This is a genomic window from Neofamilia massiliensis (assembly GCF_001299475.1).
Classification (GTDB): Bacteria; Bacillota; Clostridia; order Tissierellales; family Peptoniphilaceae; genus Neofamilia; species Neofamilia massiliensis.
This window is the reverse complement of sequence record NZ_CYUJ01000003.1, coordinates 174,313-196,985: the sequence shown is the minus strand read 5'-3', so window position 1 is coordinate 196,985 and position 22,673 is coordinate 174,313. Positions and strand designations below refer to the sequence as shown.

Annotated in this window: 16 protein-coding genes and 1 other RNA gene; 16 read left to right on the top strand and 1 reads right to left on the bottom strand. The window is 33.9% G+C overall.

The features are described from left to right. Window positions 1-3 precede the first annotated feature (3 nt). The 12 genes from dnaG (at window position 4) to ileS (ending at window position 17,172) form a co-directional block, all read left to right on the top strand. Window positions 4-1,782 carry a DNA primase gene (dnaG, locus tag BN2667_RS05420; RefSeq protein ID WP_054252312.1) on the top strand — a complete coding sequence of 593 codons (1,779 nt, stop codon included), beginning with the start codon at window positions 4-6 and terminating at the stop codon, window positions 1,780-1,782. A gap of 25 nt (window positions 1,783-1,807) precedes the next feature. After that, entirely contained in the window at window positions 1,808-2,944 is a 1,137-nt protein-coding gene (rpoD, locus tag BN2667_RS05415) for an RNA polymerase sigma factor RpoD (RefSeq protein WP_054252311.1), read from the top strand. Window positions 2,945-2,959: 15 nt separating this feature from the next. Then, window positions 2,960-3,652 (top strand): tRNA (adenine(22)-N(1))-methyltransferase, encoded by a 693-nt coding sequence (locus BN2667_RS05410; protein ID WP_054252310.1) that lies wholly within the window; start codon window positions 2,960-2,962, stop codon window positions 3,650-3,652. Beyond that, complete coding sequence (locus tag BN2667_RS05405; protein WP_054252309.1) at window positions 3,642-4,403, top strand: Nif3-like dinuclear metal center hexameric protein; 762 nt, start codon at window positions 3,642-3,644, stop codon at window positions 4,401-4,403. The genes BN2667_RS05410 and BN2667_RS05405 overlap by 11 nt, the downstream gene beginning before the upstream one ends. A gap of 132 nt (window positions 4,404-4,535) precedes the next feature. Beyond that, window positions 4,536-6,188, top strand: coding sequence for a phosphoribosylamine--glycine ligase (gene purD, locus BN2667_RS05400; RefSeq protein ID WP_075967893.1), 1,653 nt, complete (start codon window positions 4,536-4,538; stop codon window positions 6,186-6,188). Window positions 6,189-6,227: 39 nt separating this feature from the next. Next, window positions 6,228-6,545, top strand: an RNA gene (gene rnpB, locus BN2667_RS09055) — RNase P RNA component class A. 133 nt (window positions 6,546-6,678) lie between these two features. Beyond that, on the top strand, window positions 6,679-7,752 hold the full coding sequence (locus BN2667_RS05395; RefSeq protein ID WP_054252308.1) for a C40 family peptidase: 1,074 nt from the start codon (window positions 6,679-6,681) through the stop codon (window positions 7,750-7,752). Window positions 7,753-7,853: 101 nt separating this feature from the next. Further along, entirely contained in the window at window positions 7,854-8,555 is a 702-nt protein-coding gene (locus BN2667_RS05390) for an ABC transporter ATP-binding protein (RefSeq protein ID WP_054252307.1), read from the top strand. Window positions 8,556-8,564: 9 nt separating this feature from the next. Beyond that, window positions 8,565-12,263, top strand: a complete 3,699-nt coding sequence (locus tag BN2667_RS05385; RefSeq protein WP_054252306.1) for an FtsX-like permease family protein — start codon at window positions 8,565-8,567, stop codon at window positions 12,261-12,263. A gap of 10 nt (window positions 12,264-12,273) precedes the next feature. Next, the gene (locus BN2667_RS05380; protein ID WP_054252305.1) at window positions 12,274-13,509 is read left to right on the top strand and encodes a BaiN/RdsA family NAD(P)/FAD-dependent oxidoreductase; all 1,236 of its coding nucleotides are present in this window, start codon (window positions 12,274-12,276) and stop codon (window positions 13,507-13,509) included. After that, on the top strand, window positions 13,510-13,929 hold the full coding sequence (locus tag BN2667_RS05375) for an RrF2 family transcriptional regulator (RefSeq protein WP_054252304.1): 420 nt from the start codon (window positions 13,510-13,512) through the stop codon (window positions 13,927-13,929). A 144-nt stretch (window positions 13,930-14,073) separates the two neighbouring features. After that, a complete protein-coding gene (gene ileS / locus BN2667_RS05370) occupies window positions 14,074-17,172 on the top strand; it encodes an isoleucine--tRNA ligase (RefSeq protein ID WP_075967891.1) in 3,099 nt (1,032 codons plus the stop codon). Window positions 17,173-17,222: 50 nt separating this feature from the next. On the opposite strand, the gene BN2667_RS05365 is transcribed toward ileS, so the two are convergent. Continuing rightward, on the bottom strand, window positions 17,223-18,080 hold the full coding sequence (locus BN2667_RS05365) for a polysaccharide deacetylase family protein (RefSeq protein WP_054252303.1): 858 nt from the start codon (window positions 18,078-18,080) through the stop codon (window positions 17,223-17,225). Window positions 18,081-18,246: 166 nt separating this feature from the next. Here BN2667_RS05365 and rlmD point away from each other — a divergent pair, with 166 nt between their 5' ends. Genes rlmD through BN2667_RS05345 form a run of 4 tightly spaced genes read left to right on the top strand, consistent with a single transcriptional unit; the run spans window position 18,247 to window position 22,647 of the window. Beyond that, window positions 18,247-19,599: a 23S rRNA (uracil(1939)-C(5))-methyltransferase RlmD gene (gene rlmD / locus BN2667_RS05360; protein ID WP_054252302.1), complete on the top strand. Its 1,353-nt coding sequence runs from the start codon at window positions 18,247-18,249 to the stop codon at window positions 19,597-19,599. Window positions 19,600-19,647: 48 nt separating this feature from the next. Then, window positions 19,648-20,217, top strand: a complete 570-nt coding sequence (locus BN2667_RS05355) for a DJ-1/PfpI family protein (protein WP_054252301.1) — start codon at window positions 19,648-19,650, stop codon at window positions 20,215-20,217. 51 nt (window positions 20,218-20,268) lie between these two features. Beyond that, window positions 20,269-21,351 (top strand): alpha/beta hydrolase, encoded by a 1,083-nt coding sequence (locus tag BN2667_RS05350; RefSeq protein ID WP_054253002.1) that lies wholly within the window; start codon window positions 20,269-20,271, stop codon window positions 21,349-21,351. A 54-nt stretch (window positions 21,352-21,405) separates the two neighbouring features. After that, the gene (locus tag BN2667_RS05345) at window positions 21,406-22,647 is read left to right on the top strand and encodes a Gfo/Idh/MocA family protein (RefSeq protein WP_054252300.1); all 1,242 of its coding nucleotides are present in this window, start codon (window positions 21,406-21,408) and stop codon (window positions 22,645-22,647) included. The last annotated feature ends 26 nt before the right edge of the window (window positions 22,648-22,673 follow it).

The window sequence follows — 22,673 nt, the reverse complement described above, 5'->3', positions numbered from 1 at the left end:
TTTATGGCTTATTTTATAGATGATAGAACTTTAGAAGAAATTAGAGATAGGGCAGACATAGTCGATGTAATTTCTCAGTATATGGATTTAAAAAAAGCTGGAGCAAATTATAAGGGCCTTTGTCCTTTTCATGGTGAAAAAACTCCATCCTTTACAGTTTCTCCTCAAAAGAAAATCTACAAGTGTTTTGGCTGTGGCGAAGGAGGAAATGTGATTAGCTTTGTTATGAAAATGGAAGGCCTATCATTTCCAGAAGCCTGCCAAAGGCTAGGAGACCAATACGGAGTAGAAATTAAGTCAAAAGGAAACATTGACAACTCTTATCAGGATATGATGGACGAAATGTATACAATGACTAGAGATGTAGCCGCCTATTATATGAAAAACCTAAGAGTAGCCAAAGAACCATTAAGGTATTTAAAAAATAGAAATATTGGACCAGGTGGAATTAAAAGATTTGGCCTAGGTTATGCAAAAAATTCTTGGGATGACCTAGTAAGTTATTTAAAAGCTCAAGGTTATGACCTTGAACTTGCCTTTAAAGCTGGTTTAATTGGAAAAAATAAGTCTGGATCATATTATGATTTTTACAAAAATAGAATTATCTTTCCAATTATTGACACCAAGTCCAGGGTTTTAGGTTTTGGTGCCAGGGCTATGGGTGATGAAATGCCCAAGTATATAAATACAGCAGATTCGCCAATTTATAACAAGGGCAGGACAATTTATGGCCTAAATAGAATGGAGAAACACAAAAAGCTAGACAGGCTAATTTTGTGCGAGGGTTATATTGATGTAATAGCCTTAGACCTAGCTGGAATTAAGGGATCAGTTGCCTCCTTGGGAACAGCTTTTACTCCTGACCAGGCCAGACTTTTGAGAAAGTACACAGACAACTTATATATATCCTATGACGGAGACCAGGCAGGAAGGACTGCCATAAAAAGAGCCTTAAAGGTTCTGCATTCTTTAGATTGGGACGCATCTGTAGTCTTATTACCTAGAGACCTAGACCCAGATTCATTTATTCAAGAAGAAGGTCCTATCCAATATGAAAGCCAACTTAAAGGGGCCAAATCAGGTTACAATTTTTTAATTGACGACTACAAGGACAGCTTAAATCTAAATGAAATTGACGACCAGGTGAAGTTGATTAAATACATTGGAGACATTATAAAGACTATAAAAAGTCCAATAGAAAGAGAATTACAGATAAAAAAACTATCAAAAGACTTTGACATTTCAGTAGATGCTATAAAGGCGGAAATTTTTGCTGGCAAAGGCAAGCAGCCTAGGATAAATAATGTTAAGCCAACAAAGAGGCCTGAAAAAATTAACTTGTCTCAAAAAGACAAGGATATTATAGAAATTTTTAAGCTAATGATGGACGACAAGGAGCTTTTTTTAGAGTTTTCAAAGACCTTAGATGCCTCTATGATTGACAACAAAAAACTAAAAGAGGTTTACCAATCTATTAAGTCTAGCTTTGATGAAGAAGAAAACTTAGACAAGGATACAGTCTTGCAATATTTGAGAAATAATTATATAATTGATGAGTTTTTATATACCGAATTATCTAAGGACGTTTTAGAATTTGAAAAAATAGACAAAAAACAACTAGTTCAAGAAATGATTGACAGGTTAATAGAAACAGACTCTATTAATTCTAGAAGAGATATTGTAGAGAGAATTAGAATATTAGAAGCAAAAAAAAATAAAAGTCCAGATGAAGTTGAACTTTTAAATGACCTAATAAACAAGCTTATAAATATAAATTTGTAGTCTTAGATTAAAGCGAGGGGATACTATGACAGATACGAAAGAATTACTTGAAGAGAACAGAGAACTAGGAGAAGTTTTAGAAGAACTTATTAAGGCAGGCAAGGGCAAGGGCTACTTGACCTATGAAGATGTAGCCAAGGCCTACGAAGACCAAGAAGACATAGACGCTGAACAAATAAACTCTGTTTATGAAAGATTAGAAAAAGCACATATAGATGTAATGACAGAAAATGAAGCTGAAGAAGACGATATTGACGTCGATGCTGATATAGATGACGAAGATGATGAAGAAATAAATATCGAAGACGAAGACTTGTCTGTTCCTGCAGGTATTTCTGTAGATGACCCTGTCAGAATGTATTTAAAGGAAATTGGAAAAGTCGATTTGCTTACTGCAGAAGAAGAAGTTAAACTTGCCAAGGCTATTGAAGCAGGTGACCAATTTGCCAAACAAAGACTAGCTGAAGCCAACCTAAGACTTGTTGTCTCTATAGCAAAGAGATATGTAGGCAGGGGCATGATGTTCTTAGACCTAATCCAAGAGGGAAATCTTGGTCTAATGAAGGCTGTAGAAAAATTTGATTACAGAAAAGGCTTTAAGTTTTCAACTTATGCAACTTGGTGGATAAGACAGGCTATAACTAGGGCCATTGCCGACCAAGCTAGGACTATTAGGATACCAGTTCACATGGTTGAAACTATTAATAAGTTAGTTAGAACCCAAAGAAAACTTATAGTAAAACTTGGAAGAGACCCACTTCCAGAAGAAATTGCCAAGGAAATGGGCATAGACGAAGCCAAGGTTCATGAGATTTTAAAAATTGCCCAAGAACCAGTTTCTCTAGAAACACCAATTGGTGAAGAAGAAGACTCTCATCTTGGAGACTTTATTCCAGATGATGAAATAGTTTCGCCATCAGATGCTGCTTCTTTTACACTTTTGAAAGAACAACTTACAGAAGTTTTGGATACTTTAAATGAAAGGGAAAAGAAGGTTTTAATTTTAAGATTTGGTCTAGAAGATGGCAGGTCTAGAACTCTAGAAGAAGTTGGCAAGGAATTTGACGTAACTAGAGAGAGAATAAGACAAATAGAAGCCAAGGCCCTAAGAAAGTTAAGACATCCTAGCAGAAGCAAAAAACTAAAAGACTATTTAGAATAAAAATTATTTAGAATAATGAAAAAACTTATTTTAGACCAAAGACTTAGTGCAATTGTTGATTTAGTTGGAAAAGCTGACATAGTAGTAGATGTTGGTTGCGACCATGGGTATGTAGCAAACTATTTAGTAGAAGAAAATTTAGCAAAAAAAGTTTATGCCACTGATATTTCTGAGCCATCTTTGAGAAAAAATGAGAGATTTGCCTACAACAGAGGCAATGACCAAAGAGTTATTTCTCTTTTAGGCGACGGCCTTGTCCCCCTTAGAGACAAGGACTTTGACCTAGTTATTATAGCAGGCATGGGCGGAGACTTAATTATAAAAATTCTTCAGGAGTCCTTTGACTTAGTGAAGGATAAAACTCTAATCCTGCAACCAATGACCCAAAGAGACCAAGTTAGAAAATATTTAGTAGCAAATGGTTTTAAAATCACAAAAGAAGCCATAGTCAGAGATAAAAATAAATTTTATGAAATAATGAAATTTATTCCTGGTAAAGATTTAGGATCTAGCTGTGACTACTATTTTGCTAAAAATCTTTTAGAAGAAAAAGATCCAGTGCTAAAAGAATATTTGGAGCATCTTTTAGAAAAAACTGAAAATTATATAAAAAAGGCCAGCCAGTCACAAAGTATAAAGGCCATAAAGAGAAGAGAAAACTTAGAAAGACAAGCTAAACTTTATAAGGAGCTATTAGATGACTATTAAAATTTCAGAACTTATAGATTATATAGAAGCCATTGCACCCTTAAATACCCAAGAAGATTGGGACAACTGTGGCCTGCAATTAGGAGATAAACAAGCTGACCTTAAGGGAGTTTTGCTTTCTATGGACCTAACAGATCGAGCAGTTGATAAGGCTTTAGTAGAGGGAAAAAATTTAATTCTCTGCCACCATCCATTTTTCTTTAATGAGATTAAGAAGATTGACATTGGAACTTATAAGGGAGCTTTAATAAAAAAACTAATTGACAATTCAATCACTGTTTACTCAGCCCACACTAACTTAGACAAGGCTGTAGGTGGAGTTAATTATGCTCTAGCAGAAAAGTTTCCACTTAAAAAGTTAGAAAACATATCCCAGTACTTTGAAGATGAAATTGGAACTGTAGGAGAGATAGAAGAAGTTTCTCTTGGAGATTTTAAAAAGGTTTTAGATAAAAATTTCAAAGACTATAAAATCTATGGCAGAAGTAAGGACAATATTAAAAAGCTAGCCTTTATTGGCGGATCAGGTGCCTTTGGAATAAAAATTGCCAAGGCCCTAGGCTGTGACGTTTTAATAACAGCAGATATTAAACATCACGATGGTCAATTAGCTTATGAAGAAGACTTGCTATTAGTAGACCTAGGTCATTTTCAATCAGAATTTCCAGTCCTCTATTCCATGAAAAATTTAATTGAAGAAGAATTTAAAGACTTATCTGTAGATATTTTTACAGATCCAGTATTTTTTTAAATCTTACTTGCACAAAGCTTGGTTTAGGCCAGGCTTTTTTATTTTATTAATCTAGTCCTTGTATTGAGGAGATTTATAATATTTGCTATAATAAAAAAGAGAAAAAGTTGTTTGTTAATTTTTGGAGGACTTATGAAAATTTTAATTGTCGGTTCTGGTGCAAGAGAACATGCCATTGGAGAAAAAATAAGCCAGTCACCCATGTGTGATAAAATATATTTTGCTCCAGGCAATGGCGGCACTGGAAAAGTAGGAGAAAATGTAGATATAAAAGTTACAGACCTTGATGGCCTAGTAGCTTTTGCAGAAAAAAATAAAATAGACTTTACTATTGTCGGTCCAGAAGACCCACTAAACCTAGGTCTAGTTGATGTCTTTGAAGATAAGGGGCTAAAAATATTTGGACCAAGAAAAGAAAGTGCAAGGCTAGAAGGCTCTAAGGCCTTTGCCAAAGACTTTATGGTTAGACATAATATTGCAACTGGTCAATATATAGAAACATCAAACCTTAACCAGGCGATTGATTTTACAAAAAAACTTTTAGACGAATCATCTAAGGCTGTAATTAAAGCTGATGGTCTTTGTGCAGGTAAGGGAGTTTTCATTGTAGATAATCTTTCAGATGGAGAAAAGTACTTAAGGAGAATTTTAAAAACTGGAGACTATGGAATTAAGAAAGTAATTATTGAAGAGTTTCTCGAAGGCTTTGAAATGAGTTTAATTGCCTTTGTAGACAACCACACAATAAAAATGCTTCCAACATCCAAGGATCATAAAAATATTTTTGACAAGGACCAGGGTCTAAATACAGGTGGTATGGGAACTTATAGCCCAAATATTCAAGCAAGTCCATATTTAGCTGATCTTGAAGAAGAGATTCTAAATCCATTTCTAAAAGGGATCCAAGCAGATAAAATGGATTTTAGAGGAGTTATTTTTATTGGCCTAATGATTACAGCAGATGGCATTAAGGTTTTAGAATTTAACACTCGCTTTGGAGATCCTGAAACCCAATCAATTTTAAATAGACTGGATTCAGATCTTTTAGACCTAATGATAAAAACCAGCGAAGACAAATTAGCTGAGGCCGATCTTGTCTTTAATGACAAAAAAGTTTTAACTTTGATTTTAGCATCAGCTGGATACCCAGAAAGCTACAAAAAAGGCTATGAAATATCAAACATTCACCAACTTGAAGGCGTAAAAATTTATCATGCAGGAACTAAACTTGAAGATGATAAATTAGTGACAGCAGGTGGTAGAGTTCTTTCAGTAGTTGCCATAGAAGATTCTTTTGAGGAAGCAATAAATAAAGCTTATAAAGCAGCAGAGACAATTGATTTTGAAGGCAAGTATTATAGAACAGATATTGGACCTCAAGTTCAAAGATTTTATATAGAAGAAGACCTTGGAGATTTTGAGGAAATTGAAAAACTTTTAGAAAAAAATAATATTGATAAAAGCAAAATAAAAGTCTACTCAAGATACGACTACGAAAATTTAAATCAAGAAGAAGGAAAAGACCTTTGTAAGACCTTAGCTGGAAATAAAAAATCTTTTTATAACTTAAAAGCCTTTGATTTACAAAAAACTTTTGAAAAGGCCCTAGTAGTTGACTTAGAAAAAGAAGCTGAATTTGAAAATATGTATTTAGAAAAGTCTTTAGTTCTTGCTAGCAGCAAAGAAGTTAATAAGAATGATTTTATAAATTTAAAAAGAGCCTTGTTAGAAATTCTTCAAGGATCAGATGGAAAACTTTTAGGCGTTCCAACAAAAATATCATAAAGACTTGATAAAAAAAGAGATTTAAAATATAATATGGAAAGAGTAAACTGACTAATCGCGCTTAAAGTGAGGAAAGTCCGTGCTCCTACAATAGGTGCTGGATAACGTCCAGTAGGGGTGACCCTAAGGCTAGTGCAACAGAGATATACCGCCTTATTTATATAAGGTAAGGGTGGAAAGGTGAAGTAAGAGCTCACCAGCATATAAATGATTATATGGCTATGTAAACCCCACCTGGAGCAAGATCAAATGGGGCAAGCAATTGTCAGATGGTAGATCGCATGAACTTATTGGCAACAATAAGGCTAGATTAATGATTAGATAACACAGAACACGGCTTATAGGTTTACTCTTTTTTGTGAAATAATTATGAAAAGTTACAAAATATTTACAATTGTAAACATTTTGTAACTTTTTTTCTTGCATTAAGGCCTAGTTTAGTCTATAATTTTATTAGTTATTAGAAGTAAAGAGAAAAGGAGTGCTTAAGTTGCAAAAACGCAATTTTAAAGTTCCAGTAGGCCTGGCCTTTACATTAGTAATTGGCCTAGTAGGCTTTAAAGATACGGGAATTTTTGTAAATAACTTCAACGCAAAACTTAATAACGGAACAGAAGTTTCTTATAGCCCTAATGACAGGGCTGAAATAACAGGCGAAGGTGCCAGCAAAACAACTTACAAGGTTGAAGCTGATGGCAATACTTTCTATGTACCAAAAGAAAGTCTATTGAAAGTTGACAATGGAGTAAATGGTTACACTGTTATTAAAAACACAACTTTATATGATGAAAATGATCAAGTAATTAGAGTACTTGCTAGTAATGAATATTTAAAATTCCTTGAATCTCAAGGAGACAAAGACCTTGTTCTAACTGAAGATGGTCTTAGGGGATTCGTAAAAAAAGATGATTGTTTGGATCCAGACAGAATTAGAAACATAGTTGATGGAAAGGCCAATGAGGATTTATTTTTAGATAATGGTAGAAGTAACTTTTCTATTAACCAGGGAGATTCTGTTAAAGTTGCATGGTTCCAAGAAGACTATTACATAGTTTTCGACAACAACCAAAACAAGTACCAAGTAGCAAAAGAAAAGATTTCAATTTATACTAAAGAAGAAACTTTAGTAGAAAAAATTAAAAGAACAACTTATGAAAGACCACTAAGCCTAAGTGCTGAAAGTGCTGGTTTAGTTGAAAAAATTATTGACAAGGCCTATACCCTAATTGGCAGCCCATACGTTTATGGAGACACTGGTAAGGAAGGTTATGACTGTTCAGGTATGATTTATTCTTTAATGGGTGAATTTACTGACAAGAAATTACCTAGATCCTCAAAGGATATGGCCGAAGTAGGAGAACTTGTTTTTGAAGAGGATTTAGAACCAGGAGATTTCTTATTCTTCACTAGCAAGGGTGGTAGTGTTATTAATCACGTTGCCCTTTATGTTGGTGGTGGAAAAATGGTTCATGCATCAAACTCTGCCAAGAGTATTATTGAAACGCCAATAGATTCATATTATTTCAAAAACTGTTTTTCTCATGCAAGAAGAGTATTAGACTAATAACTGAAAAAATTTTAGTCCTTAACATTTAACTGTTAGGGACTTTTTTTGTTTAGATTGTATTATTTAAAATCGGGTAAATTTGAGATGAGGTGATTTGTTTGTCTTATGTAGAGTTAAAAAATGTTTCAAAAATTTATACTATGGGTGAAAACAAAATTATTGCCAACAATGATATTAGTTTTGACATAGATGAAAGAGATTTTAATGTAATAGTTGGCGCATCAGGTGCTGGAAAATCTACAATTTTAAATATTTTAGGTGGCATGGATAGGCCGACTAAAGGAGAAGTCTTTGTTGACGGGCAAAACATTGCAAATTTTTCAGAAAAGGACCTTATTAAATACAGAAGATATGACGTAGGTTTTGTCTTCCAATTTTATAATCTAGTTCCAAATCTTACAACCTTAGAAAATGTTGAACTTGCAACCGAACTTTCTAAGTCTCCTTTAGATGCAAGAGAAGTCCTTGAACAAGTTGGCCTATCAAATAGGCTCAATAACTTTCCATCTCAACTTTCAGGTGGAGAGCAGCAAAGGGCAGCAATAGCTAGAGCTATTGCAAAAAACCCTAAGCTTTTACTTTGTGACGAACCTACTGGAGCCTTAGATTACCACACTGGCAAGCAAATTTTAAAACTTCTTCACTCTACAATTGAAAAATTTGACTCAACAGTTATAGTTATTACTCATAACAAGGCTATAGCACCAATGGCAGACAAATTAATTGAAATAGCAGACGCAAGGGTAAGAGATATTTCGACAAACGAAAACCCACAATCAATTGATTTAATAGAATGGTAGTTTTAATTAATGAACAAAACTGTTTTAAAAGATATTTTTAGAGAGATAAGAAAAAACAAAGGCAGGTTCTTCTCTATAATGGCCCTGCTTTTTATAAGCATTCTTGCTTTTTCAGGAGTCTTTATGGCTACTAAACTTTTAGAACTAACACCTGAATATTATTATAACGAAGCAAATATGCACGATGTCATCATTACATCTACTTTAGGCTTAGGAGAAAAAGATAAGTATATTATCGAAAATAATCCCTTGGTAGATGATTTTGAAATGCTCAAATTTGTTGACGTCTTAAATGGAGACAATAATGAAATTGTAAGACTGGAAAATCTTTCAAAGAGAATAACTAGGCCTATTTTAGTTGAAGGAAGACTTCCTCAAGCAAGTGACGAAATTGCTCTTTCTTACCAGCAATTTAAAGACCTCATTGACCTTGGGGATACAATTAGTTTTGTAGACGTTGATAATGATGAAGATATTAAAACCTTAAGATCAAATGAATTTAAAGTAACAGGCCTTGTAAACAGCGTTGAACACATTTCTGAACTTTCTACTGAGTTAACCTCAATTGGCTCTGGAACAATTTGGTCTTATGGATATATCTTAGATGAAAACTTTGACATGGATTATTATACCAAGGCTAAAATCAAGGGTGTGGGTCTAGACCAGTATAAGTCCTACGACAAGGCATATGAAGACGGAGTAGACACACTTATAACTTCACTAGAGGCAGACTTTAAAGATAGACCAAGACTTAGGCTAGATGAGTTTAAAGAAGAACTTCAAAATCAAATAAAGGAAGCAGAAGAAAAGCTAAAGGATGCCAAGGACCAACTTGCTCAAGCCAAGGAAGAATTAGACGATGGAAAAGTTAAGCTTTTAGATGGCAAGGTAGAACTTGAACAGGGAAGAGTCGACCTTTTAAAGGGAAGAGAAAAACTTGATGATGGCTGGGAAAACTATCACCAGGGCCTAAGAGATTTAGAAAAAGGAAAGCTTGAAGGCGAAAAAAAACTAGCAGATGGAAAGATAAAGTTAGACCAATCAAAAATAGAATTAGCAGATGGAAGAGTAGAACTGGAAAAAGCTAGAACAAAGCTTGAAGACGGAAGGAAAGAATTAGACAAGGCCAAGGCCGACTTTAAAAAAGGCGAAGACCTTTACTTAGAAAACCTAAAAAAACTTGAAGATGGCAAAAGAGAACTTGAAAAACAAAAAGAAAAAATTAAAATTTCCAAGGAAATTAAATACGGCGACCTAAGCCACTATAAGTCAAAAGAAGAAATCACAAGAGCCATTACTGATTTAAATAATCAAATAGATAGGCACAAGGAAAATTTAGAAAACTACAAGGCCCAACTTGCCTATAATGAAGAGATTGTTGAAACTGATTTAGAAAAAGACCTAGTAGAGAAAAAAATTGCAGACCTAAAAAGTTTAATTTCTAATGAAGAAAACGCTCTTAATGAAAAGACTAACAAACTTGCAGCCTTAAATAAAAACCTTGAAAACTTTAAAGAAGTTGAAAGTGAGGGACCAGCCAAGGACGAAGTTATAAAATACGGCGACGAGGCCATTGAAGAGGCAGAAAAAAAACTAGCCCAAGGCCAAGCTGAACTTGACAAGGCCAAGGAAGATTTAGATGCAGGTAGAAAAAAATTAAATGCAGCTATAGAAGAATTTGAAGCTGGCGAAAAAGAGTTTAAGAAAAACGAACAAAAACTAATAGATGGAGAAAAGGCCTACAAAAAAGGTCTAATTGATTATGAAAATGGCAAAGAAACCTTAGCCAAGGAACTTGCTGACGGCAGAAAAAAATTAGCAGATGCTAAAAAAGAACTTGAACAAGGAGAAAAAGATTTAATCCAAGGACAAAAAGACCTAGACCAAGGCTGGATTGACTATGAAAAAGCCAAGGAAGATTATGAAAGTGGACTAAAAGAATACAACAAAGAAGAAAAAGATGCTAGAAAGAAAATCGACAAAGGCGAAAAGCAAATTATTGATGCAAAGGATAATATTGTTAAACTAAAGGCTCCAACCTTTATGATCGATTCTAGAAAGGCTGACCAAATGTATTATATGGTAAATTCTTTCCCAGGATCTTTAAAAATTTTAGCCCTAGTTTTTTCAATTCTCTGCCTATCTGTTGCAGTTTTAGTTGCTTCGACAACTATGACTAGAATGGTAGACGAAAGAAGAATTTTAATAGGAACCTTTAAGGGTCTAGGCTATGAAAATAAAATTATAGCCTTAAAGTTTATAGTTTTTGGAACAGTATCAGGCCTGGCTGGAAGTATTTTAGGAAATTATGTAGGGCAAAAAGTAATTGCACAGATGATTTACGAAATCTACATGGGCAATATGTTTTATTCAAAAGCACTTAAGATAACTTCACCAACCCTACTTGTAATAGCTATAATCTTGGCAATAATTACAACAAGTCTTTCAGCATATCTTTCTGTCAATAAGACTCTAAAAGAAAATACAGCCTCTCTTCTTAGACCAAAGGCACCAAAAATGGGAAAGAAATTGTTTATAGAAAAAGTTACTCCACTTTGGAAGAGACTTTCTTTTATGAACAAGATAACTGCTAGAAATATATTTAGATACAAGGGCAGGATGCTAATGACTATAACTGGAGTTGCAGTATGTATGGCTTTAATGATCTTAGGTTTTGGTATGAAAAATTCTATGCAAAATATTGTAAGTATCCAATTTGGTGAGCTTGTCCACTATGATATGACCCTAATTTTAAAAGAAGACCTAGGCGTAAGTGATTTAAAAGATAATGAAAGCTTTGTAGATTCATATAAAAATGTAAGAGATAGAGTAGGAGTTTCAATAAATTCACTGAAACTTCCTGTAAAATCTGGCTACACCCAAGATGTAAATTTAATAGTAGACTTAGAAAAAGATTTAGACTCTTTAGTAAATTTTGTTGACTATAAGTCTGAGGAAGTTTTAGACTTAGATGATTCTGGTGTATTTTTAACAGAAAAAATTTCTAAACTTGCAGGAGTAAAGCCAGGAGATTCTATTATTTTAGAAATTGATGGAGAAGATGTTGAAGTTAAAGTTTCAGCTATTGTAAAAAATTATTTGGCCCACTATATTTACGCCAGTCCAGCCTATATGGAAAAAGTTTCTAAAAAAAATTTTACAGTCAATGCTTTACTACTTGACCTTTATGAAAATGACTCTGAGTCCATAGATGATCTTTCAAAGACCTTACTTGAAAATGAAAATATAATTTCCTCAATTTCAACTAAGGATGCATCAGAAATTTTAGACAACACCTTAAATTCTCTAGACTTAATTATAGTTATTATTGTTGTGGTTTCAATGCTACTGGCCCTAGTGGTTTTATATAACCTGACAAATATTAACGTGTCAGAGAGAATTAGAGAGTTGTCTACAATGAAGGTTCTAGGTTTTTATAATGGAGAACTAACCCAATATGTTTATAAGGAAACCTTTTTTCTATCTCTAATAGGAATATTTTTAGGCATGGGCCTAGGAAGGGCCATAGTTGAATTTATACTTGCAGCCTTTGCGCCAGACAATATTTTATTTGGAGACCCAGTTTATCTTTTAGCATTTTTAATTTCATCAGTTTTTACTATTTTCTTTACACTAATAGTAATGGTGTTAATGCATATAAAACTAAAGAACATTGATATGATAGAGGCCTTAAAGAGCGTAGATTAGGAGATTTAATATGAAAATTGGAATAATAGGTGGCGGACCAGCTGGTATGCTTTTAAGCGTTCTTATAAAAAAACAAAAACCAGACTTTGAAGTCAACCTATACGAGAGAAATGAAAGAGTAGGAAAAAAACTTTTAGCAACAGGTAATGGCAGGTGTAACTACACAAACGTCAGCCTTGAAGCAAATAATTTTCACAGTGAAAATTCAGACTTTCCTATGGAAGTTGTAAGCAAATTTAATAACCAAGATGCCATTGAACTTTTAAAAACTCTGGGAATTTATCCTATTTCAGAAGCTGATGGCAGAGTTTTTCCCCTGTCTCTTCAAGGATCTTCAGTTTTAGATTTTTTAAGACTTGCAATGGAAAGATATGAAGTAAATGTCATCTTAGAAGAAAAAATCGATAGAGTTAGAAAAGTTGGCGAAAGTTTTGTCCTGGAAGGAAAGAAAAATTATAAGGCTGATAAAGTTGTAGTTGCAACTGGCGGCATGGCCCTGCCATCATCTGGATCAGATGGAATTGGCTATAGAATTGCCAAAGACTTTGGCCACAGAATAATAGAACCAGGACCAACTATTGTTCAGTTAGAGTCAGACTATAAAAGGATCAAGGCCTTAAAGGGAGTTAGAATAAATACATGGGCGAGTCTATATATAGATAAGAAAAAAATTGATGAAAAATTTGCCGACGTTTTATTTACAGATTACGGCTTGTCAGGACCAGCAATAATGGACTTATCCCGAAAGTCTATTGCAGCCTTAAATCAAAATAAGAAAGTTGAGATTTCTATAAACCTAATAGGCCTGCCTAAGGATGAGGTCAAGCAAATGATTAAAGACAGGGCAGAAAACTTAGAGGGAATTAGCTTTGAAAACTTTTTACTTGGAATTGTAAATAAAAAATTGATAATTAGTGTAGTAAACCAATACAAATTATTGTATAATAGGGATTATGAAGAGCAAATAAGATGCACTACCAATTTTGTTAATGCAATGACAGAAATATTAACAGACTTTAGAATGAATATTTCTGGATACAAGGGTTTTGCCTTTGCCCAAGCTACAACTGGCGGAGTTGATACTAGAGAAATTGATCCAATGTCTTTAGAGTCAAAAAAAGTTAAAGGATTATATTTTATCGGCGAAGTTTTAGATGTAGATGGAGATTGTGGAGGCTATAATCTTCAGTGGGCTTGGTCAAGTTCTTATATAGCGGCAAAAAATATTTTAGAAAGAGGTAAATAGATGAAGCTCAATTTAGAAAACGACTATGGTTTTAGAATTATTTATGCTTTTTGTAAAAACCCAAAGGGAGAAATTTTAACAGCTTTACAACTTTCTCAAGAATTATTAATTCCAGAGAGATTCACCTATAGAATTTTGAGAAAACTTATGGCAGCAGATTTAATTGAATCAATAAGAGGACCAAAAGGCGGCTATGTTTTATGTAAAGATCCAAAAGATATAAGTTTATATGATGTATATACTGCTATATCTGGAGATTTAGTTATTAATGCCTGCGTTAATGAAGGCCTTTGTGACGCTGGCTCAAAAATGGGCCACTGTGCAGTCCACAATAGTCTTACTGGTATTCAAAACACCCTTTTAGACGAGTTTAAAAGCGTAATTTTTTCTGATTTAGTTAAAGAAGAGAAAAATATTTAACTATAGCTAAATATTTTTTTGAAAAATTTATTGTAATAGTCTATAATATTACTAGATTTCAAATCCTAAAACTCCCTTTTGAAACAGGGAGTTTATTTATTAATAACAAAATTATTTACTTATAAGACAAAAGGAGGAAATTTTTTGGACTTATTAAAAGAATTATCTGAAAAGTCTGTTGATGATCGTGAAAGAGACTTAATGGAATATTGGAAGGACATTGACCTTCTTCATCTTTCTATAACAGAAAGAAACGATGCACCGCCATTTATTTTTTACGAAGGACCACCAACAGCAAACGGCAGACCTGGTATCCACCACGTTATGGCCAGAACCTTAAAAGACTTAACTTGTAGGTATAAAACCATGCAAGGCTTTCAAGTTAAAAGAAAGGCTGGCTGGGACACCCACGGCCTTCCTGTAGAAATTGAAGTTGAAAAGAAACTTGGCCTAAAAAATAAACAAGATATAGAAAAATATGGAATTAAAGCATTTAACAAAATGTGCAAGGATTCTGTATTTGAATATGAAAAAGAATGGCGTGATATGACTGAGCGTATGGCCTATCTAATTGACTTAGACAATCCATACATTACCTTAGACAATAATTACATCGAATCAGTTTGGTGGATTTTAAATTCAATGTTTGAAGATGGACTTTTATATGAAGGCCACAAAATTTTACCTTACTGTTCTAGATGTGGTACTGGACTTGCATCTCACGAAGTTGCCCAAGGCTATAAGTTAGACAAGGTTGAAACAGTCTACGTAAAGTTTAAGAGAAAAGATGCAGACGAGTACTTCCTAGTTTGGACTACAACTCCTTGGACCCTACCATCAAATGTACTATTAACAGTTCACCCTGATGTAACCTATGTTAGAGTTAAAAACCAAGGGGAAACTTATATTTTAGCCAAGGCCCTAGTAGATGAAGTTATTAAAGACGACTACGAGATTGTAGATGAATTTTTAGGCAAGGACCTTGAATATGTTGAATATGAACAATTACTTCCTTTCTTACAAGCAGACAAGAAGGCCTTTTTCGTAACCCTTGCTGACTATGTTACAACTGATTCAGGTACAGGTGTAGTTCATACAGCTCCTGCTTTTGGTGAAGACGACTACAATACTGGAAGAAGATATGACGCTCCAGTTTTAAATCCAGTTGACGACAAGGGCCAATTTACAGACACTCCTTGGAAGGGAATGTTTGTAATGGATGCTGACCACGAAATCCTTCACTACCTATATGACAACAATATCTTATATAGAAAACAAAAAATAGAACACAACTATCCTCATTGCTGGAGATGTGATACACCACTTATTTACTATGCAAAACCATCTTGGTACATTAAAGTAACAGACTTTAAAGAAAAACTAATTGCAAACAACAATGAAGTAAACTGGTATCCATCCTTTGTTGGAGAAAAGAGATTTGGCAACTGGTTAGAAAACTTAAACGACTGGGCAATTTCTAGATCTCGTTATTGGGGAACCCCACTGCCAGTTTGGAGATGTAATGACTGCGGCCATATAAGTTCAGTTGGATCAAGAAAAGATCTAGTTGAAAGAGCCATTGAAGATATAGCTGAATCAATAGAACTTCACAGACCTTATGTCGATGACGTACATTTAAAATGCGACAAGTGTGGCGGTACAATGACTAGGGAAGAAGATGTTATAGACGTTTGGTTTGACTCTGGAGCCATGCCATTTGCCCAACATCATTATCCATTTGAAAACAAAGAAAACTTTGACGAGTTATTCCCAGCTGACTTTATTAACGAAGGTATTGACCAAACAAGGGGCTGGTTCTACTCCCTACTTGCAATAGCAACTTATGTCAAAGGTAAGTCTCCATACAAAAACGTCTTAGTTAACGACCTTATCCTAGACAAGGAAGGCAAAAAAATGTCTAAGTCTAGAGGCAACACAGTTAATCCAATAGAACTATTTGAAAAATATGGAGCAGACGCCTTAAGATATTATTTAGTTTATGTGTCACCACCATGGACACCAACTAAATTTAACGAAGAAGACATTAAAGAAGTTCAATCAAAGTTCTTCGGAACAATTAGAAATATTTATAACTTCTTAAGCCTATATGCAAACACAGATGAAATAGACCTTCAGTCCTTTAATATTCCTTATGAAGAAAGGCCAGAAATTGATAGATGGTTACTTTCTAAGTACAACAACCTAGTAAAAGAAGTAACTGATGCCTTTGACCATTATGATGTAAATAAAGTCGTGAAAATTATCCAAGACTTCTTAGTTGAAGATTTTTCTAACTGGTATATAAGAAGAAACAGAAGAAGATTCTGGAAGGAAGACTTAGATACAGACAAGAAGGCAGTTTATAATACAACTTACGAAGTTCTCCTAGGCCTAGTAAAAATGGTAGCACCAATAACACCATTTATTGCAGAAGAACTTTATAGAAATCTAACAAACGGCAAAACAGTTCATCTAGAAAAATATCCTAAAGTTAATGAAGACTTGATTGATACAAAGCTAGAAGAAAAAATGGACTTAGTAAGAAAAATTGTATCCCTAGGTCGTGTGTCTCGTGAAAATGCCCAAATAAAAGTAAGACAACCACTACCAAGTGTTGTAATTGATGGCAGTTTCAAAGATACAATTGGAAACCTAACAGACCTAATCAAAGAAGAACTTAACGTTAAAGAAGTTAACTTTGGTGAAGACATAACTGAGTATATGAACTACAGTCTAAAACCAAACTTCAAAGTTGCAGGATCAATATTAGGTTCAAAGATAAAACTTTTTGCCAAATATTTACAAGAAGTAAAGGCCAAAGACTTTATCGACAAACTTAGGGCAGATGGAAAAGTCCTTGTAAACTTAGATGGAGAAGACGTAGAAATCATTGAAGACTATGTTCTAATAAACATAGAAGGAAAAGAAGGCTTTGATGTTTCTCACGAAAACAATGTCTATATAATTTTAGACACCCACATCAGCCAAGAACTTAAAGACGAAGGCTTTGTAAGAGAAGTTATTTCAAAAATCCAACAACTTAGAAAACAAGCTGATTTTGATGTACTTGATAAAATAAAAGTCTATATCCAAGCAGATGACGAAATTAAATCTGCTCTTTCAAAAGACCTAGACTATTTAAAAACAGAAGTCCTTGCAGACGAAGTTATCTTTGATGAAGCGATTGAAGAAAAATATAATATTAACGGCCTAGACACAGGCATAAAAGTTCAAAGAATATAAAAAAAATCCCTGGAAGATTTAAATCTCCAGGGATTTTTTAAGTTATAAAATTATTTCAAACCATCTAACATCTTTTGAAACATTTGATCAGATGTTGAATTATAAATATTATATCTTGAAATTTTTAAAACATTGTCAGCATTAAATTGGTCAGGTCTGCCTAGGCCTTCTTTAGTAGTGACTGCAGTTTTAAAACCTAGTTCTTTTACAGCCTTTATAACTTCGTCATTATAAATTCCAAAAGGATAGGAAAAAGTATCAACCTTAATATCTAATTCACTTTCTAAAAAGTCCTTACAAGAAGAAATTTCTTTATACATTTCTTCATAGGAAAGTTTAGTAAGGTCAGGATGAGAATAAGTGTGAACGCCAATTTCTTGGCCGCTTTCATATAGTTCTTTTAGGCCATAAAGGTCTCTACTATAAATTCCCATTTCTAGCCTGTCTTGAATTATATAAAAAGTTGCCTTAACTTTTAGACGAGTCAAAAGATTTTTTACAAAAGTAAAATGAGATGCATAACCATCATCAAAGGTAAGTAGAACTGGCTTTTCAGGAAGTTCTTTGCCATAGGCCCAATTATCATATAGGTCCTTAGTTGTAATAGTAGTATAGCCATTGTCAATTAAAATATTTAGCTTTCTCTCTAAGTTGTCTTTGAAAATAAAGTTAGCATCAGAATATTCTTTGACTCCAACATAGCCAACATCGTGAAACATTAAAATAGGAACAGGTCTAGCCTTTGAGTCAGTAGTGTATTTAGGAGGCTGAACTTCTTCTACTGTTTCAATCTCACTTGTTTTAACATCTTCACTTTCCTTAGAACTTTCTACTTGGTCATTGGCATAGGACATATTTGGAAAAACTAATGTCAAAGCCAAGGCCAAAAATAAAATAAATTTTTTCACAAAAAATATACCTCTTTTCTATAATGTATACAATTATACCATAAAACAAGAAAAAATTAAGTGAAAGTTGTAATAAGAAAAAATATCAATTAGCCAAACAAAAACTAAAAACTTATAAGCTTATATGATAAAATAAATAAGACAAAAAGAAAAAGAGAGGTTAATAATGGCCAAAAAATTAAAGACGACAAAAATTCTTTCGACAACTTACCCAAACATTGGCATAGGCCATTGGGAAGAAGGAGACGAAGAAATTCATATAAAGGGAGCAATAGAAGGACAAGTAGTAGAGTATACCCTGGGACGAAAACGACCAGACCACAGAGACGGAAAACTTTACAGGGTGGTTGAAAATTCGCCCTTAGAAGACCAGACAGGTTGTGTTCACAAGGACAAGTGTGGCGGCTGCGTCTACCAGTCCTTGACCCAAGAAAACGAAATAAAATACAAGCAAAAGCAAATTCAAAACCTTTTTAATAAAGAAGGCATTGAAATTTCAAAAGTCATAGACAGTCCAACTTATACATCTTATAGAAACAAAATGGAATATAGCTTTGGCGACGAGTACAAAGACGGACCATTGACTTTAGGCATGCACAAGAAAAATAGATTTTATGACATAGTAAACACAGAATCCTGCCTAATAGTCCATGAAGACTTTAACATCTTACAAAAATCTATAAGAGACTACTTTGCAGCTTTAGGCCTTGACTACCTCCACAAAAAAACAAGAGAGGGAAATCTTAGACACTTAGTAATAAGAAGGTCAGACCTAGGAGAAATATTATTAAACCTAGTTGTCACATCAGATACGAAAATTTCAAAAGAAGCTTTTGTAGACTTTCTTTTAAACTTAGACCTAGAAGGGGAGGTAAAATCAATTTACTTAACCTATAACGATGCTCTTTCTGATGCAATAATTCCAGAAAAGGTCGAAAAACTTTTTGGCAGAGACTATATAATAGAAGAACTTGCAGGCTTAAAATTTAAAATCGGCCCATTTTCATTTTTTCAAACAAATACAAAAAGCGCCGAAGTTCTTTATAAAGAAGCCATAGGCATGTTAGAAGACATTGAAGATAAAATAATTTTTGACCTTTACTCAGGAACAGGAACAATAACTCAAATCCTAGGAAAAAAAGCAAAAAAAGTCTATGGCATAGAACTAGTAGAAGAAGCCGTTGAGTCTGCAAAAAAATCAGCTGCAGAAAATGGCATAGAAAACGTAGAATTTATTGCAGGCGACGTCTTAGAAAAAGTTGATGAGCTTCAAGTAGATGCAGACATAATAGTTGTAGACCCACCAAGAGAAGGCATCCACCCAAAGGCCCTAGGAAAAATAATCGCCTTTAGACCAAAAGAATTTCTCTACATTTCCTGCAACCCAAAGACCATGCTAAGAGATTTAAAAATCTTTAAAGAAGAAGGTTATGAAATAGTTGAAACAAAAATGCAAAATCAATTCCCAAGAACCAGCCATTGTGAAATGATTTCAATTTTAAAAAGGAAAATGATTTAGAAATAATGATAATGCAAGAAAATATTTTATAAGATAATTGGAGGAATAATGAGTAAAACTGCTGTACTAATTTATGATTCTTTTTGCAACTTTGAAATAAGCGTCACACTTGAAATTTTAGCTCTTAACAATAGAGAAATTGTTGTATTTGCAAAGGATACTGAAGTTGTAGTAAGTGAAGAAGGCCTAAAAATATTTCCTGATAAAGCTATTTATGATATAGATATTGCTGAGTTTGATAGTTTATTACTGCCAGGTGCAGCAGATATAGAATCTGCTGTAGAAGATCAAGAAATAATAGAATTTATAAAAAAATTTAATGGAAAAATAATTGGTGCTATATCAATTGCTCCAATTTTGTTAGTTAAAGCAAGCATACTAAATGGAAAATCATTTATGGCTGGAGTAAACAAAGAAGATCTTTTAGAAGAAGGATTTTTAGAAGCTGAATTAGTTAAGATGAAAGACTGGAATGAATGTATAGAAAATCCTATAGAAGATGGATATATTTTAGAAGATAAAATTATTACTTCAGTTTCTTATAATTTTGTAAAGTTTGGAATACAGTTTGCAAAAATGTTAGGAATAGAAATTTCTCCAAAAAGTTTTGGAATTTAAAAATTAAAAGAAATGTAACTTTATTAAATTAAGGGAGAAGTTAAAGTGAAAATGAAAAAACCAAAGAAAAAAATAATACTAACTGTTGCCATACTTATACTTGTTTTATTAGTAGGAGGCTTTGGATTATTTTCAGCATCTATATATGACCAGAATATTAATCAGCGCTATGAAACTTATAAGCCACTAATGCTAAAAGTTTCTGACTTTGAAGGACTAGAAGCTACAAGCTATGAGTTTCCATCAGACAAAGGTCAAATCCTATCAGGCGCTATGTATAAGGCAGGAGATGACCAAAAGGGAATCATAATTTTAGCCCACGGCTTTGGCGGCGGTTATAATTCGTATTTGGACATCATAAATTATTTTGCCCAAAATGGCTACTATGTCTTTGCCTATGATGCAACTGGCAACGATGAGAGCCAAGGTGAAGGAGTAGGCGGCTTTCCTCAAGGACTAATTGATTTAGACTATGCCATATCTTTTGTTGAAGATAGTGGAAACTTCCCAGCTTTACCTATAGGCCTGTTCGGCCACAGTTGGGGAGCTTATAGTGTTTCTAGTGTACTAAGCTACCACCCTGAGGTGAAGGCAGTTATTGCCTGTTGTGGGGCCAATAAGTCTTCAGATTATTTTGAAGCTGTAGGAAAAAAAGAAGCAGGTGATTTTATTTATACCATGATGCCCTTTGTAAAGCTTCATGAAAGGATAAAATTTGGAAGATATGCTAGTAACACGTCTATAGACGGTTTTGAATCAAGTAATGCGAAAGTTTTACTTGCCCACAGCGAAGACGACCAAATGATCCCCATCTCCTATGGCTACAACTTGTTCTATGAAAAATATAAGGACAATCCAAGGTTTACCTTTATGCACTTTGAAGACAGGGGCCATAATAATTTCTTTGTAGACCCTAATAACACTTACAAAGATGAGCTGGATCAAACAATAGAAAAATGGGCTGAGACACTTCCATATGATTATCAAGCCGAAGAAAATAAAGAAAAATTTAAAAAAGACAAGGCAGACTTTATTGAAAAAAATTTAGATAGACAAAAATGGGCCAATGCTTTAGACCTTAAACTCTTTAAAAAGTTTCTAGACTTTTATGATGAGAATTTAATTTCAAAGTAAAAATCACTTATAAAGTAAGCACAAGATAGAAAATAGAAAAGAGAAGATGATAAAATGATAAAAGTAGGAATAATAGGTGCTGGCCACAGGGGCAGACAGACCTATGGAACTTTAATGAAAAAATTTGGCTGCCAGATTAGCGGAGTTTGTGACACCGACCCAATAAAACTTGCAGTAGCCAGGGAAGAATATAATTTAGACAATGAATATTTATTTGAAAATAAGGAAGACTTTTTTAAAAAGCTAGACAAAGAACAATTTTGCAATGCCTTAATTATAGCAACACCTGACAAGGACCACTACGAAACTGTAATGAAAGCCTTAGACTATGACCTGGACATCTTATTAGAAAAACCAATTTGTCAGACCAAAGAAGAGGCTATAAATATTTCTAAAAAAGCAGCTGGGTCTAAGAACGTACTTATGATGTGCTATGTCCTAAGGTATGCACCGTTTTATAGAAATCTTAAAGAAATTTTAGACTCAGGAGAAATTGGAGACATAATGTCCATAGTCCACAACGAAAACATTGGCTACTATCATTTTGCCCATTCCTTTGTCAGAGGCAATTGGGGAAATGAAAAAAGATCATCGCCTTTGATTTTACAAAAATCCTGCCACGACATGGATATTTTATTATACCTAACAGGCTCTCGGCCAAAATCAATAAATTCCTACGGCAGCCTTTCTTATTTTAAAGAAGCCAGACAGCCTAAGGGGGCAGCGGACAGGTGCTTAGACTGTAAGTTTAAAGAGACTTGCATCTATTCAGCTCCAAAGTTTTATGGAAATCTTCCTCTTTCTGGTTGGAGATTAGTTGTTACAGAAGACAAAACTGAACTTGGACTAGAAAAAGCCTTGAGAGAGGGACCTTTCGGCAGGTGTGTTTGGAAGTGCGACAACGACGTCTGTGACCACCAAGCTATTTCAATTGACTTTGAAAATGATATTAGCGCAGTTTTTAATTTGTCAGCTTTTTCAAATGAAATTCACAGGAATATAAAAATCCAAGGGACCAAGGGCGAAATAATTGGGGATGATCTTGATGGAGAAATTGAAGTTAATCTCTTTGGATCTGATAAAAAGACCATTTATAAAAAAGTAAAAGTAAACGGCTCCCACGGTGGAGGAGATGAAGAACTAATAAAGGCCTTTATAGCCGCCATAAAAGGTGATAAAGAAGCAGTAAAAACTGGGGCCCAAGAATCAATAATGAGCCATCTAATGTGTTTTGCTTCAGAAGTATCTAGAAAAGAAAATATAAGAGTCAACATTAAAGACTATATAGAAAAATAAAAACAACCCTCTTGCTGACTTTTCAG